Raw genomic sequence first — 14,795 nt, forward strand, 5'->3', positions numbered from 1 at the left:
CCATCGCCCCGGCACGGGGCCAACCTCCCGGACGGTAGAATCCGTCCGATGACCGACACCCTCGCCGCGCCCGCCTCCCACGCCACGGAGGTGCGGCACAGCCGCTTCCTGGCCCAGGCCGCCCCGGTGGAATCCCCGGAGGAGGCACTGGCCTTCATCGCCCGCGTCTCCGACCCGGACGCCACCCACAACTGCTGGGCCTGGCGCATCGGCCAGGACTACCGCTCCAGCGACGACGGCGAGCCGGCGGGCACCGCCGGGCGCCCGATCCTGGCCGCGATAGACGGCCAGGGCTACGACCGGGTGGTGGTGGTGGTCACGCGCTGGTTCGGCGGGATCAAGCTCGGCGCCGGCGGCCTGGTCCGCGCCTACGGCGGCGCTGCGGCCGAGTGCCTGCGCCTGGCCCCGCGCCGGCCGCTGGGGGCCATGGCCGAGCTGGTGCTGGCCTGTCCGTTCGAGGAGCTGGGCACGGTGCACGCGGCGCTGGCGGCGCCCGCCGCGGAGAAGACCGGCGAGAGCTTCGACGCCGAGGGCGCGCGCCTGCGCCTGCGCCTGCCGGCCGACCAGGCCGGACCGCTGCAGGCGCGGCTGCGCGACGCCACCCGCGACCGGGTCCGCTGCCGCCCCGTGGAGGCCGCCGGATGAGCACCGCCACCGGGGAACGCGGCGGCCGCCTGCGCCAGCTGGGCAGCCTGCGCACGCTGTGGCCGTTCGTACGCCGCCACCGCGGCCTGTTCGTGGCCTGGCTGGTGGCGCTGGCCGTCTCCTCCACCGCCACCCTGAGCCTGCCGGTGGCGGTGCGCTACATGATCGACCGCGGCTTCAGCGGCGGCGGCCGGATCAACCTGGCCTTCGGCCTGCTGTTCGGCGTGGCCGTGGTGCTGGCGGTGGCCACCGCCGCGCGCTTCTTCTTCGTGTCGCTGCTGGGCGAGAAGGTGGTGGCCGACCTGCGCGGCCGTCTGTACGCGCACCTGGTCGGCCTGGACGTCGCCTTCCACGACCGCAGCCGCAGCGGCGAGCTGGTCTCGCGCCTGTCGGCCGACAGCGAGCTGCTGCGCGGGGTGATCGGCACCACCATGTCGGTGGCCCTGCGCAGCACGGTGACCGTGGTCGGCAGCCTGGTCATGCTGTTCGTCACCAGCCCGCACCTGGCCGCCTACACCCTGGTCGGCATCCCGCTGTCGGTGCTGCCGATCGTGCTCGGCGCCCGCCGCCTGCAGAAGATCTCGCGCGCCAGCCAGGACCGCGTGGCCGACGCCAACGCCCTGGCCGCCGAGACCCTGGGTGCGGTGCGCACGGTCCAGGCCTACGCCCGCGAGGCGCACGAGCGCGGCCGCTTCGAGCGGGCGCTGGCGGTGGCGGTGGCCACCGCGCGGCGCCGGATCGGCACCCAGGCCGCGGTCACCGCGGTGGCCATCACCCTGGTGTTCGGCGCCATCGTGCTGGTGCTGTGGTCCGGCGCCCACCAGGTGATCGCCGGGGAGATGAGCGCCGGCACCCTGGGCCAGTTCGTGCTCTACGCGCTGATCGGCGGCGGCTCGGTGGGCGCGCTGGCCGAGGTCTGGAACGAGCTGCAACGCGCCGCCGGCGGCATGGGCCGGATCGCCGAGCTGCTGCGCGAGCGCCCCCGGGTCACCGCGCCGGAGCGGCCGGTGCCGCTGCCGGTGCCGCTGCGCGGCGCGATCCGCTTCGAGGACGTGACCTTCCGCTATCCGGGCCGCGAGGACACCCCGGCGCTGGACGGCTTCAGCCTGGACGTGCGCCCGGGCGAAACCGTGGCCCTGGTCGGCCCTTCCGGCGCGGGCAAGAGCACGGTGCTGTCGCTGCTGCTGCGCTTCCACGACCCGCAGTCCGGGCGGGTGTGCATCGACGGCGTGGACCTGCGCCAGGCCGACCCGGTGGCGCTGCGCGCGCAGGTGGCGCTGGTGCCGCAGCAGCCGGTGCTGTTCGCCGCCAGCGCCATGGACAACATCCGCTACGGCCGGCTGGAGGCCGGCGACGAGGAGGTGTACGCGGCCGCGCGCGCCGCCGAGGCCGACGAGTTCATCCGCGCCCTGCCCGGCGGCTACGCCTGCGACCTGGGCGAGCGCGGCGTGGCCCTGTCCGGCGGCCAGCAGCAGCGCATCGCCATCGCCCGCGCCCTGCTCAAGGACGCCCCGGTGCTGCTGCTGGACGAGGCCACCTCGGCCCTGGACGCGCAGAGCGAGCGCGCCGTGCAGCTGGCGCTGGAGAACCTGATGCGCGGCCGCACCNCCCTGGTGATCGCCCACCGCCTGGCCACCGTGCTCAAGGCCGACCGCATCGTGGTCATGGACCGCGGCCGCATCGTCGCCGAGGGCACCCACGAGCAGCTGCTGGCCCAGGGCGGCCTGTACGCCGAGCTGGCGCGCCTGCAGTTCCTGGACTGACCCCGCCTGTCCGGGCGCCGCTGGCGCGGCTCCAGCAGGGGGCGGTCAGGGTGGCAGGGCGCGGTCGAGGATCGCGGCGAAGTCCAGGCCGGCCGGCAGCGTGCCCAGGGCCAGGCCGTGCTCGCCGCCGATGCGGCTGCGCACGAAGGCCTCGGCCAGCGGGCTGCCGGCGGCCAGCAGCGCCCCGCCCTGCAGCAGCAGGGCCAGACGCTCGGTGAGGTGGCGCGCCTGCGGCTCCAGCGTCTCCGGCGCGGCCGCCAGGGCGCGGACCAGGCAACCGGCCTCGCGCGCCAGCAACGGATGCAGGTCCGCGGCCCGGTCCACCGCCGCGCGCAGGGCGGCCGCGGGCTCCGGCTCGCGCGCCAGCACTCGCAACACGTCCAGGCACTGGATGTTGCCGCTGCCCTCCCAGATCGAGTTCAGCGGCGCCTGCCGGTACAGCCGCGGCAGCAGCGATTCCTCCACGTAGCCGGCCCCGCCCAGGCCCTCCTGCGCCTCGTTGACCGCGGCCGGCGCGCGCCGGCACAGCCAGTACTTGCCGATGGCGGTGGCGGCCCGAGCGAAGGCCGCGGCCCGGCGGTCGCCGCGCGCACCGGCATCCACCGCCGCGGCCACGTCCAGGGCGAAGGCGGTGGCCGCCTCCGACTCCACCGCCAGGTCGGCCAGCACGTTGGCCATCAGCGGATGGCCGGCCAGGCCCCTGCCGAAGGCCACACGGTGGCGTGCATGGTGCAGCGCCTGGGCCAGGGCCATGCGCACCTGCGCGGCGGCACCGAGCATGCAGTCCAGGCGGGTCAGCATGACCATCTGCAGGATGGTGGCCACGCCCCTGCCCTCCGCGCCCACGCGCCAGGCGCGGGCGCCGCAGAACTCCACCTCGGAGGAGGCGTTGGACCAGTCGCCCAGTTTGTCCTTCAGGCGCAGCAGGCGGAAGGCGTTCTTCGTCCCGTCCGGCAGCCGCCGCGGCAGCAGGAAGCAGGTCAGCCCGCCCGGCGCCTGGGCCAGGACCAGGAAGCCGTCGGACATGGGCGCGGAGAAGAACCATTTGTGCCCGACCAGCGACCAGGTGCCGTCGTCCTGCGGGGTGGCCGTGGTGGTGTTGGCGCGCACGTCCGAGCCGCCCTGCTTCTCGGTCATGCCCATGCCCAGGGTGATGCCGGTCTTCTCCGCCACCGGCACCTCGCGCGGGTCGTAATGCGGGGCCGCGGCCTTGCCGGCCCATTCACGCAGCGCCGGCTCGCCCTGCAGCACCGGCACCGCGGCATGGGTCATGGTCAGCGGGCAGCTGGTGCCGGCCTCGGCCTGGTGGTGCAGGTACATCAGCGCGGCGCGGGCCACGTGCGCGCCCGGCCCGCCCTCGTGCCAGGACAGCCCGGCCACGCCGTGCGCCTTGGCCAGCACCATCAGCCGGTGGTAGGCCGGGTGGAACTCGACCAGGTCGATGCGGCGCCCCTGCGGGTCGTGGGTGCGCAGGCGCGGGCGGTCGCGGTTGGCGTCGAAGCCCAGCCGGTACAGCCCGTCGCCGGCCAGGCGGCCGTAGGCCTGCAGCCGCGCGGCGAAGGCCGCCGCGCCGCCGCGCGCCACGCCCTCGCGCAGGGCCGCGTCGTCGGCCCACAGGTCGCGCGGCGGGAACGCCGGCACCAGGTTGGTGGGAACGTGGGTCTCGAACGGTGGCAACGCGCCCATCTCCCTGCCCTCGGCGGGAGGCCGGCGCGGCCGTCCGGCGCCGCGCTCAGCCGAAGTCGAAGTTCATCGCCGCGCCCACCGGCGCGACGAAGCTGCCAGACACATAGTCCACCCCGGCCATGAACAGCTGGCTCATGGCCTGCGCGTCGCCCACGTCGGCGGCCAGCGTGGCCATGCCCATCTCGCGGGCGCGCCCGGTGATCTCGCGCACCTTGTCCTGGGCCTCGCCTGGGTGGCCGATCTCGTCGGTGAGGCTGGGGTCGATCTTGACGAAGGCCGGCCTGAAGTGGGCCAGCAGCTGGAACGAGTCCAGGCCGGAGCCGAACTGCTCCAGGCCGACCCGGCAGCCCATCGGCGCGACCGCGGCCAGGAACTCCTGGGCGCTGCGCAGGTGGGTGAACACCTTGGCCTCCTGTGCCTCCAGCCACAGCCGCTCGCCGGGCACGCCCTGCGCCGCCAGCTCGCGGCGGATCAGCTCGACCATGGCCGGGTTGGCGAACGAGGCCGGGCTGATGCGCACCAGCAGCCGGGTCTGCCTGCCGGCGCGGCCGCGCTCGCCCAGCACGGCGATGGCCTGGCGCACCACCCACAGGTCGATGTCGCCCAGCAGGCCGTGTTCCTCGGCGATGCCGAGGAAGCCGGACGGGGTCACCAGCTCGCCCCCGGCCTCCACCCGCAGGTGCGCCTCGTACAGCTCGCCCGGCTCGCCCTGCAGGTTCATCACCGGCTGGTAGTGCAGGACAAAGCCCTCACCGGCCAGCGCCTCGCGGATGCGTGCCACCCAGCGCTGCACCCGCTCCTCCTCGGCGCGGTCGGCCGCGCCCGGGTCGAACACCTGCACGGTGTTGCCGCCCAGCTCGGCCGCCGCCTGCAGGCAGTGGCTGGCGCGGGCCAGGATCTGCGGCACGCTGGCGATCTTCTCGCCCACCTGCACGCCGCCGATGCTGACGGTGACCGCCACCGAGCGCTCGCCGATGCCGAACACGTGGGTGGCGAAGCCCTCGCGCAGGGCCTCGGCCAGGGCACGGGTACGCTCGTGGTTGCCTTCCAGCAGCACGGCGAAGGTGTGCTCGCCGAAGCGCGCCACCTTCGCGTCCGGGCCGGCGCAGCCACGGGCGCGCTCGGCCATGGCGGCGACCATGGCGTCGGCCGAGTCCAGGCCGATGTCCGGCAGCAGCCGCGCATAGTGGTCCGGCTCCACCAGCAGGAAGCCGTACTGGGCGCCGCTGCCGTCGCGGCCGATGCCGGCCACGGCGTCCTCGAGGATGCGCATGAACGTGGGCCGGTTGAGCAGGCCGGTGACCTGGTCGCGCTGGCGCAGCTCCTCGACCTCGCGCGCCAGTTCCGGGTCCAGCTCCTCGCGGCGGCGGAACACCACCTGGACGCACGGCTCGCCCTCGTAGCTGGCGGTGGCGAACTCCATCTTCGCCGGGAAGGTGGTGCCGTCCAGGCGGCGCGCCTCCATCAGGTATTCGGCCGGCGGCGGCTCACCGCGCGAGAGCGACTTGAGCAGCTGCTTGAAGGCGTCGATGTGCTGGGCCGCCACCAGGTCCAGCAGCGACATGCCCTCCACGTCCTCGAACGACTCGAACCCGAACATCTCCAGGTAGGCGTCGTTGGCGCGGATGTGCATGCCCTCGTGGATGTAGGCCACCGGGTCGCGCGAGGAGGCGATCAGGGCGTCGCAGCGGCGCTCGGTCTCGCGCAGCTGCGCCTCCAGGCGGCGCAGCGCGCGGCGCGCCTCCAGGTCGGACCACTCGCGGCGCACGGTCTCCAGCAGGTGCTCGGGGCGCTGGCGCAGCACCAGGGCGCGCACGCCGCTGCCCACGCTGTCCAGCACCACCGCCTCGTCGATGCGGTCGACCAGCAGCAGCAAAGGCAGGTCCTTGCCGCTGGCCACCACCTCGGCGCGCACCCTGTCCAGCGGCATGGCCGCCGAATCGCGGGCAAGGACCAGGTCCACCGGCTGGCCGGCGAGCATCAGCGCCAGTTCCTCGAGCGATTGCGGCCGCAGCGGCCGCACGGCCATGCCGCCGTTGCGCAGCGCGCTGACGATCGCCTCCGCATCCTCCACCCGTTCCTCGACGATGAGCAGGCGGATCGTGCTGTCCTTCGGCATGAACGCGGGGCCTGGTGATCGAATGGAAGCGGTTTAATACACGAAGCGGCCGCGAGCGTCCATGACCGCGGTCATGGCCTGGCGATGCCGTCGCGTTCCCGGGCTGGCATCATGTCGTGCCCCGGCTCCAGTGGAGGCACCGCCCATGGGCATCGAGATCGAGCGCAAGTTCCTGCTGGCCGGCGACGGCTGGCGCGCGGCGGTCGAGCGCACCCAGCCGATGGCGCAGGGCTACCTCAACGACCTGTCCCTGGCCGGAGACGGCCCGCAGAAGGCCTCGGTGCGGGTCCGCATCGAGGGCGAGCGTGCCTTCCTCAACCTCAAGTCGCGCCAGCTGGGCCACACCCGGCAGGAGTTCGACTACCCCATCCCCGTGGAGGACGCCCGCCAGCTGCTGGCCCTGTGCGTGGGCGGGCTGGTGGAGAAGCACCGCCACTACGTGCGCCACGGCGGTCACCTGTGGGAGATCGACGAATTCCTGGGCGACAACGCCGGGCTGGTGGTGGCCGAGATCGAGCTGGCCGACCCGGACGAGGCCTTCGACCGCCCGGACTGGCTGGGCGCGGAGGTCACCGACCAGCCGCGCTACTACAACCTGGCCCTGGCGCAGCGCCCCTACGCCCGCTGGAGCGCGGCCGAGCGCGGCGACCCGGCCGCGGCGTGAGCGGCGCGCGGGACCGGGCCGGCGCCGGCCCCGGGTGGCCGGCGCCGGCGCCCCCGCCCCCGTGGCCGCGCCGCTTCTGCGACAATGCCGCTGGCGCGCGACCCGCGCGCGACCCGGAGTTCCCCCGCATGCTCGTGATCGGCGTCGCCGGCACCGAACTGACCGCGCAGGAGCGCGACTGGCTGCAGCACGACGCGGTCGCCGGCGTGATCCTGTTCGCGCGCAACTTCGCCTCGCGTGCCCAGGTCGCCGAGCTGGCCGCGGCCATCCGTGAGGCGGCGCCGCGCCCGCAGCTGCTGTGCGTGGACCAGGAGGGCGGGCGCGTGCAGCGCTTCCGCGAGGGCTACAGCGCCCTGCCGCCACTGCAGGCGCTGGGCGAGCTGTACGCCCGCGACCCGGAGGCGGCGCTGGCCCGCGCCGAGGAGCACGCCTGGCTGATGGCCAGCGAGGTGCGCGCCAGCGGGGTGGACCTGAGCTTCGCCCCGGTGGCGGACCTGGGCCGTGGCAACCGCGCCATCGGCGACCGTGCCTTCAGCGCCGACCCGCAGGTGGTGGCCGCCTTCACCCGCGCCTACGTGCGCGGCATGCACGCGGCGGGCATGGCCGCCACCCTCAAGCATTTCCCCGGCCACGGCTCGGTGGCCGAGGACACCCACTACGACGTGGCGGTGGACCCGCGGCCGCTGGAGACGATCGAGGCCGAGGACCTGGTCCCGTTCACCGCCGGCATCCAGGCCGGCGCCGACGCGGTGATGATGGCCCACGTGGCGTATCCTGCGGTGGACGCGGCGCCGGCCGGCTGCTCGCGGCGCTGGATCCAGGAGGTCCTGCGCGGGCGCCTGGGCTTCCGCGGCGTGGTCTTCTCCGACGACATCGGCATGGCCGCGGCGCGGACGGCCGGCGGGGTCCGGGCGCGGGTGGCCGCGCACCTGGACGCCGGCTGCGATGTGGTGCTGGTCTGCCACCCCGAACTGGTGGAGGAGTCGCTGCAGGCGGTCGCAGGCCGCCCGTCCAACACCGCCGCCCTGCTCGGCCTGCTCGGCCGCGGCGCGCTGGGCTGGGACGGCCTGCTGGCCGACGCCCGCCACGGCGCGGCCCGCGACCGCCTGTCCTCCACCGCCTGACCGTCGCGTTCCCGCGCCCCGTTCCCTTCCCTTCGTTGAACCGCACGATGTCCATTCCCCTGATCGCCGAAATCCTCCCCAAGTCCGAACTGCTGGTCGACCGCGCCACCATCGACCGCGCCATCGCGCGCATGGCCGACGAGATCGCCCGCGACTACATCGGCGACGTGCCGCCCGAACGCCTGGGCGACAGCTTCGTGCCGGTGTTCCTGACCGTGATGCACGGCGCCCTGCCTTTCGCCGGCCAGCTGGCGCTGGAGCTGGGTGCGCGCGGCCTGGACCTGCAGTTCGACTACCTGCACGCCACCCGCTACCGCGGCCAGAACCAGGGCGGCGAGCTGGTGTGGAAGCACCGCCCGGCCACTCCGCTGTTCGGCCGCCGCGTGCTGATCGCCGACGACATCCTCGACGAGGGCTACACCCTGGCCGAGGTCAGCCGCTGGTGCATCGAGCACGGCGCCACCGACGTGCGCCTGGCGGTGCTGGTGCACAAGCAGCACGACCGCTGCGTGCCGGGCGTGCACGCCGACTACGTGGGCGTGACCGTGCCGGACCGCTATGTGTTCGGCTTCGGCATGGACTATTACGAGCAGGGCCGCAACCTGCCGGGCATCTACGCGCTGAAGGAAGGCTGATGCCGATGGGGGTCGCAGGGGACATCGCGCTGGCGGTCATCGGCGGCACCGGCGTCTACCGCCTGGCCGCGCTGGAGGACGCCCAGGCACTGCACATCGACACGCCCTACGGCGCGCCCTCCGGCCCGCTGCGCGTGGGCCGGCTGGCCGGCGCGCGGGTGGCCTTCCTGGCCCGCCACGGCGAGGGCCACGCGCTGCCGCCGCACCGGGTGAACTACCGCGCCAACCTGTATGCGCTGCACCAGGCCGGCGCCCGCCGCGTGCTGGCGCTGAACACCGTCGGCGGCATCACCGAAAGGTACGGCCCGCGCGTGCTGGCCTGCCCGGACCAGCTGATCGACTACACCTGGGGCCGCGCCTCCACCTACTGGGACGGCGAGGGCGAGCCGCTGCACGTGGATTTCGGCCAGCCCTACACACCGCACTTCCGGGCCCAGGTGCTGGCGGCCGCGCGCGCGGCCGGGCTGGAGGTCGTGGACGGCGGCTGCTACGGCGCCACCCAGGGCCCGCGCCTGGAGACCCGCGCCGAGATCGCGCGCCTGCGCCGCGACGGCTGCGACCTGGTCGGCATGACCGGCATGCCGGAGGCCGGCCTGGCGCGCGAACTGGGGCTTGAATACGCCTGCCTGGCGATCGTGGCCAACTGGGCCGCCGGCTGCGGCGAGGGCGACGAAATCACCCTGGAGGAGGTGCTGGAAAACGTCGCGGCGGCGTCCGCGGGGCTTCCCTCCCTATTCAGGGAATTGCTGCGCAATCGATAGCGGTAACTGGCGCAACATTTTTTCGATTTGACTGATTGTCAGCCGCGCCGGGTATTTGCATACTCGGGCGCGCGGCAACCGCCGCATTCGTCAAATCGCAAGGACTACGCAGCAGATGGCCTACGGTACCGTGAAGTGGTTCAACGACGCCAAGGGATTTGGCTTCATCACGCCGGAAGATGGTGGCGCGGATGTTTTCGCGCACTTTTCCGCGATCAATGCAAAAGGCTTCCGCTCGCTGCGCGAAGGACAACGTGTCAGCTACGAGGTGACTCAAGGCCCGAAAGGTGCCCAGGCCTCCAACATTACCCCGCTGGACTGATCCCCCGGACCGGTTGCACGGAACCCCGCCAGGAATGGCGGGGTTTTTTCATGCCCGCGCGCTGCCGCCCGCTCAGGGCGGCACCACGGTGACCTTCGCCGGCCGTGCGGCGCCGGTGCCGCGCAGCTGCGGCTGGTACATGTCCTCGGCCTGCGGCGGCGGCACGGTGTACTCGCCGGGCGTGACCGCGCGCGCCAGGTAGAACAGCCGCGCGGTCTGGCCGGCATCCAGGCGCAGCGCGGCCACGTAGCGGTCGTCACGGTATTCCTCGTGGCGCAGCTGCGCCGCGCCGGCGCGCGCGGCCAGGCTGACGCCGTCGATTTCCACCCCGGCCCACTGCGCCGGGTCGGCCAGGTTGGGATTCTCCGCCTCCAGGCCTGCCGGCAGCAGGTCGGTGACCAGTGCCTCGGGCATGGCCTGGTCGGCCTGCACGGTCAGCCGCACCACCAGCACCTGCCCTTCCTTCAGCGGTCCACCCGCCCAGGGCGTGCCGTCGGGCAGGAACCAGTCGCGGCGGATGCCGACCACGCTGCGGTCCTCCGCCGGGGCCTGGCGCGGGATGCCGGCCACCTCCACGCTGGCGTACAGGCGGCCGTCGCCGGCCGGCACGAAGCGCGCGCCGCCGGCCAGCGCGGCGTGGTCCAGCGTGCGCGCGAAGCCGCGCGCGGGCGCCACCTCCTCCACCACGCCGCCGGCCTGCCAGCGTCCGGCCACGCGCGCCTCGCCGTGCAGCCGCAGGGCCCGGCCCAGCCGCACCAGCGCCATCTGCTCCTGGGTGCTCAGCCACAGCCGCCCGTCGCGGTCGCGCCGCGCCTGCAGGGCGCGGCCCAGGTCGGCCAGGCGCGCGTCGTGCTGCGGCTGCGCCTTGCCGCGTTCGTGCAGCAGGGCCAGCACCAGCGCCTGGTCGCGCAGGGCACTGCCGTAGTCGCCCAGCCACGCCGGACGCTGCCGCGGATCACGGCCGAGGCCGGCGGCGATGGCCGCCTCGCCGCGCCGTGCATCGCCCTGCAGCGTCAGCGCCAGGCCCAGCTGGACCAGCGGCAGACCGGTCAGGCTGCGCGCCTGCTCCCGGTCGAACAGGGCCCGCAGCGTGCCCAGCGGGGCGCGGTTGACCCGGGCCAGCACGTAGCCGGCGTGGGCACGGTAGGCGAAGCGCAGGTGCTCGCGCTGCTCGCGCCCGTAGAACGGCGCGCCGCCGGCCAGCAGGTCCTCGGCCAGCCGGTCCAGCGCCTTCTGCAGCACGTGCTCGGGCACGGCGAAGCCGGCCTCGCGCGCGTCCAGCAGGAACTCGGCCACGTACGGGGTCAGCAGCGGATCGGCGCCGTCGTCGCCGCCCCACAGCGAGAAGTGGCCGCTGGCGGCCTGCATCGCCGCCAGGCGCCCGAACGCGCCCTCCAGGCGCTCGCGCCGCTGCGGCGGCGACAGCGCCGGCAGGCCCAGCGCCGCGGCGGTGTCCGCATCCAGTGCCAGGGCGGCGTAGCCCTTGCTGGCGGTCTGCTCGGTGCAGCCGTACGGGTAGTCGAGCAGGCCCTGCAGGGCGCTGGCGAACGGCACCGGCGGCAGCGCCGAGATCCGCACCCGCGCCTGCACCGTGGCCGGAACCAGGCCCTCGGCCAGGGACGCGGCCAGCGCCAGCGGAGCGCCGGCCTCGAGCACGCGGGTGGCGGCGCGCGCCACCGCCGCCCACGGTGCGCGCACCGGCAGCTCGTGGCGGCGGTCCACCGCGTAACCGGCGCCGTCCACGCGCACCCGCACCTGCCCGGTGCCGTGGCCCGGCAGCGCGGCCAGCGGGAAGGCCAGCGTGGCGCGGGCGCCGTCCTCCAGGCGCAGGCGGCGCTCGCCGCCGGCCACCGCCAGCGGGCCCTCGCCGTCCACGCGCACGCGGAACTCGGCGGCGCGGCCGCTGAAGTTCTGCACGTCCAGGCTGACCGTGGCGCGGTCGCCCGGGGCCATCACCCGCGGCATGCCGACCTCGGCCACCACCGGCGCGCGCACCAGCACCTCGGCCTCGCGCTTGCCATAGCGGTCGTCGGCGAAGACCAGCGCGGACACGCGCAGGGTGCCGTTGAAATCGGGCACCGCCAGCTTCAGCCGGGCGTTGCCCCGGGCGTCCAGCGCCACCGGACCGGAGTACAGGTCCACGGTCTGCACCCGCGCCGTCGGCCGCCGCGCCTGCGGCAGCGCCTGCAGCGCCATGTCGCCGCCGAAGCGCAGGCGCGCGCTGCCGCCCGGGTGGCTCTCGATCACCCGGCCGTACACGTCGTAGGCATCGGTGGCCAGGCGGCGCCGGGCGAAGAAGTGCGCCGCCGCGTCAGGCACCGGGTAGCGGGTGATGTTGGTGATGCCCAGGTCCACCGCCGAGACCACCACGTGCGCGCGGCGGCCGGCCAGCTGCGGCACGCTCACCGTCACCGGCAGCTCCTGCTGCGGGCGCATGTGCTCCGGCACGCGCAGGCCCACCGCCACCTTGCGGTCGTCGCGGCGCATAGGCACGTGGACCACGCCCACCGCGCGCGCCGGGGTCACCTGCGAGGCCGCCGAGCCGCCGCGGAACACCAGGGCGGTCACGTACACGTCGTGGCGCTCCCAGTCCTCCGTGACCGGGATCTCGAAGGTGGCCGCGGCCTTGCCCTCGGCGCCGCGCAGCTCGATGCCCTGCACGTGCAGCAGGCGGTCGCTTTCCACCAGCAGCACGCCGCGGCCCGGGTGCGGCGGGGTCCCTGTCACCTTCAGCGTCCCGCCGGCCCGGTAGGCGGTGCGGTCCAGGGCGAGCTTGTCCTTGTCCGGGCGCGCGTCGGGGCCGCGGGTGTCGTCGTTCCAGCTCCAGCCGGCATGGAAGGGGAAACGCATCACCAGGCCGGTGGCCGGGTCGGTCACCTCCAGGCGGTACTCGCCCCATTCCACCGGCACCGCCACGCGGGTGGCGGTGGCACCGGCCTGCACCTCCTGGGTGTGCACGGTCTGGAAGCGGCGGGTGAAGTCGTATTCCCAGCCGCCCTCGCCGTCCTGGCGCCAGTGGTAGGCGCGCAGCTCGCGCCCCAGCGCCAGCTTCAGCCCCGCGGCCGGCTGCGGCCGCCCCTGCGCGTCCACGCGCAGCAGCTCGAAGCGGGCCTGGCCGTGGGCGTTGGCGCCCTCCTCCGGGTCGAACAGCGGGCGCACGCCGACCAGCGCCGGCGCCGGCCACAGCACGCGCTGCAGGCTGCGCCCGACCGGGCGGCCGCCGCTCTCGTGCACGCTGCCGGCCACGGGCACCTGCACCGGCGTGGCGGCCCGGGCGGCCTCCTCGGGCAGGGGCAGCTCGGCCCGCAGGCGGCCCTGCGCGTCCAGCGTGGTGTCCAGCACGTCGGCCGGGGCGGTGGGCAGCTCCACCGTCGGGTCCCCGAAGAACCAGCCCGGCATGCCCTCCAGCGGCTGCCTGGCCACCGCCACCGCCATGCGCGCGGTGAAGCGGTTGCCCGCCGCCGGCGCGCCGTAGAGGTAGTCGGCCTGCGCGCGCAGCCGCAGCGGCTGGCCCGGCGCGAGCACGTCCTGGCCGTCGGCCGCCAGGTCCAGCCTCAGCCGCTCGGGCAGGAACTCCTCGATGCGCAGGGTCATGCCCTGCACCGCCTGGCGCGCGGACGGGTCGGTGCGGAACTCCACCTGCCAGCGTCCGGTCGGCGCGTCGGCGGGGATCTCCAGCTCGAAGCGGTAGTAGCCCTGCTCGCCCGGCTCCAGCCGGGTCTCGCGAAACACCCGGCCGTCGGGCTGCTTCAGGCGCAGGAACAGCGGCTGCCCACCCGTGGCCGGCGCCGGCAGCAAGCCGCCGTCGCCGTCGCGCAGCAGCGCCGAGACCCGCAGCGTCTCGCCCGGCCGGTACAGGTCGCGGCCGGACCAGGCGAACACGTCGAAATCGGCCTGCGGTCGCCCGCCCACGGCGAACTCGGACAGGTCCAGCGCCGGCTGGTTGAACGGCAGCAGCGACACGTCCTTGCCGCGCCGCGCCACCAGCACGTGGCCGGCGTCCAGGCGGTAGTCCAGCAGGGCATTGCCGTTGCCGTCGGTGGCCGAGCGCAGGATGGCCTGGCCCCTGGCGTCGAGCACGCGCAGCTCCACGCCCTTGAGCGGGGCGCCGTCGCGCAGCGAAGCGGTGTGCACGTACAGCGCGTCGCGGTAGGCACGCGCGTGCAGGCCGACGTCGCTGACCGTGAAGAAGGTGGTGTCGTACTGGTCGGAGAACTGTCCGACCCGGCGCAGCACCGCGAAGTACAGGCCCGGCGCCTGCAGCTGGGCGATGTCCTGCACCGGCAGGTAGTTGAGCACGCGCTCGTTGCGCTCGCCCGGCAGCACGAAGCGGTTGAGGTAGACCGGCTCGGCCAGCTCGCGCAGCGGGGTGCGGTCGCCATAGTCGGCGTCCAGCTCCCAGCCGCCGCGGCGGCCGCCGCGCTGGAACAGGGCGAAGAAGCGCGGCAGCGCATCCTCGCGCACGCGCAGGAACTCCACGTCCACCTCGTCCACGTTCACCGACACCACCGGCAGGCCGCGGCTCTCGCGCGCCGGCAGCACGCTGCCCTGCGAGGCGAAGCCCACCGCCGGCTCCAGCTCGCCGGTGTGCACGGTCCTGCGGACGGGCTGTTCGAAGGGGCTGCCGTCGGCCGCCAGCAGGCCGGCGCCGATGGTCACGGTGTAGTCGCGCGCCGGCTCGACGAAGGGCAGGCGCAGGATGCGCGCGTCCTCCGACAGCGACCAGCCGGCCCCGCCCTCCACCGCCGGCTCCACCGCCAGCAGGCGGTCGAAGTCCTGGGTGCCGACCAGCGGCCGGGAGAACTCCAGGGCGAGGGTCAGACGGCCTTCGTACATGTCCGGCCAGGCGCGGACCAGGGCGAAGCCTTCGACCTCGCCGCGCTGCGCCTCCAGCTTCTCGCCACCCGGCTCGGGCAGCTGCCCGCCCGGATCGCGGGCGCAGCCGGCCGCCACCAGCACCACCAGGCCGAGCACGGCCGCCATGCGGCGCATCCAGCCCCGTCGCTCCTTCCGTTCCGCCCGCATCGGCGCGCTCTCCTGCTTCGACGCGGCGAGTATAGGGACTGCCGTGTCCGG

Annotated in this window: 10 protein-coding genes; 7 read left to right on the forward strand and 3 right to left on the reverse strand. The window is 74.7% G+C overall.

Annotation, left to right across the window (positions count from 1 at the left end):
• Positions 1-48 precede the first annotated feature (48 nt).
• Both CR938_RS03065 and CR938_RS03070 read left to right on the forward strand, forming a co-directional pair.
• Positions 49-645 carry an IMPACT family protein gene (locus tag CR938_RS03065; protein WP_162123604.1) on the forward strand — a complete coding sequence of 199 codons (597 nt, stop codon included), beginning with the start codon at positions 49-51 and terminating at the stop codon, positions 643-645.
• Complete coding sequence (locus tag CR938_RS03070; protein WP_162123605.1) at positions 642-2,408, forward strand: ABC transporter transmembrane domain-containing protein; 1,767 nt, start codon at positions 642-644, stop codon at positions 2,406-2,408. The genes CR938_RS03065 and CR938_RS03070 overlap by 4 nt, the downstream gene beginning before the upstream one ends.
• Positions 2,409-2,453: 45 nt before the next feature.
• On the opposite strand, the gene CR938_RS03075 is transcribed toward CR938_RS03070, so the two are convergent.
• Both CR938_RS03075 and CR938_RS03080 read right to left on the reverse strand, forming a co-directional pair.
• Entirely contained in the window at positions 2,454-4,094 is a 1,641-nt protein-coding gene (locus CR938_RS03075; RefSeq protein ID WP_162123606.1) for an acyl-CoA dehydrogenase family protein, read from the reverse strand.
• Positions 4,095-4,140: 46 nt separating this feature from the next.
• Entirely contained in the window at positions 4,141-6,213 is a 2,073-nt protein-coding gene (locus tag CR938_RS03080) for an EAL domain-containing protein (RefSeq protein WP_162123607.1), read from the reverse strand.
• Positions 6,214-6,358: 145 nt separating this feature from the next.
• Here CR938_RS03080 and CR938_RS03085 point away from each other — a divergent pair, with 145 nt between their 5' ends.
• The 5 genes from CR938_RS03085 to CR938_RS03105 all read left to right on the forward strand — a co-directional run bounded on the left by CR938_RS03085 (position 6,359) and on the right by CR938_RS03105 (position 9,719).
• Positions 6,359-6,877, forward strand: coding sequence for a CYTH domain-containing protein (locus CR938_RS03085; RefSeq protein WP_162123608.1), 519 nt, complete (start codon positions 6,359-6,361; stop codon positions 6,875-6,877).
• 128 nt (positions 6,878-7,005) lie between these two features.
• Positions 7,006-8,001, forward strand: a complete 996-nt coding sequence (gene nagZ / locus CR938_RS03090) for a beta-N-acetylhexosaminidase (protein WP_162123609.1) — start codon at positions 7,006-7,008, stop codon at positions 7,999-8,001.
• Positions 8,002-8,048: 47 nt separating this feature from the next.
• Positions 8,049-8,636: a hypoxanthine-guanine phosphoribosyltransferase gene (locus CR938_RS03095; RefSeq protein ID WP_162123610.1), complete on the forward strand. Its 588-nt coding sequence runs from the start codon at positions 8,049-8,051 to the stop codon at positions 8,634-8,636.
• A 5-nt stretch (positions 8,637-8,641) separates the two neighbouring features.
• The gene (locus CR938_RS03100) at positions 8,642-9,397 is read left to right on the forward strand and encodes an S-methyl-5'-thioinosine phosphorylase (protein WP_162123628.1); all 756 of its coding nucleotides are present in this window, start codon (positions 8,642-8,644) and stop codon (positions 9,395-9,397) included.
• A gap of 115 nt (positions 9,398-9,512) precedes the next feature.
• A complete protein-coding gene (locus CR938_RS03105) occupies positions 9,513-9,719 on the forward strand; it encodes a cold-shock protein (RefSeq protein WP_162123611.1) in 207 nt (68 codons plus the stop codon).
• Between the two features lie 72 nt (positions 9,720-9,791).
• Here the strand turns inward: CR938_RS03105 and CR938_RS03110 are convergent, their stop codons facing one another.
• Entirely contained in the window at positions 9,792-14,711 is a 4,920-nt protein-coding gene (locus CR938_RS03110; RefSeq protein ID WP_162123612.1) for an alpha-2-macroglobulin family protein, read from the reverse strand.
• Between the last annotated feature and the right edge of the window lie 84 nt (positions 14,712-14,795).

The organism is Pseudoxanthomonas taiwanensis (genome assembly GCF_010093135.1).
Classification (GTDB): Bacteria; Pseudomonadota; Gammaproteobacteria; order Xanthomonadales; family Xanthomonadaceae; genus Pseudoxanthomonas; species Pseudoxanthomonas taiwanensis.

Bases quoted from the DNA above. Each gene is read 5' to 3' on its own strand.
- CR938_RS03105 (WP_162123611.1), top strand. From the start codon at position 9,513: ATGGCCTACGGTACCGTGAAGTGGTTCAACGACGCCAAGGGATTTGGC.
- CR938_RS03080 (WP_162123607.1), bottom strand. From the start codon at position 6,213: ATGCCGAAGGACAGCACGATCCGCCTGCTCATCGTCGAGGAACGGGTG.
- nagZ (WP_162123609.1), top strand. From the start codon at position 7,006: ATGCTCGTGATCGGCGTCGCCGGCACCGAACTGACCGCGCAGGAGCGC.
- CR938_RS03075 (WP_162123606.1), bottom strand. From the start codon at position 4,094: ATGGGCGCGTTGCCACCGTTCGAGACCCACGTTCCCACCAACCTGGTG.
- CR938_RS03110 (WP_162123612.1), bottom strand. From the start codon at position 14,711: ATGCGCCGCATGGCGGCCGTGCTCGGCCTGGTGGTGCTGGTGGCGGCC.
- CR938_RS03085 (WP_162123608.1), top strand. From the start codon at position 6,359: ATGGGCATCGAGATCGAGCGCAAGTTCCTGCTGGCCGGCGACGGCTGG.
- CR938_RS03100 (WP_162123628.1), top strand. From the start codon at position 8,642: ATGGGGGTCGCAGGGGACATCGCGCTGGCGGTCATCGGCGGCACCGGC.
- CR938_RS03095 (WP_162123610.1), top strand. From the start codon at position 8,049: ATGTCCATTCCCCTGATCGCCGAAATCCTCCCCAAGTCCGAACTGCTG.
- CR938_RS03065 (WP_162123604.1), top strand. From the start codon at position 49: ATGACCGACACCCTCGCCGCGCCCGCCTCCCACGCCACGGAGGTGCGG.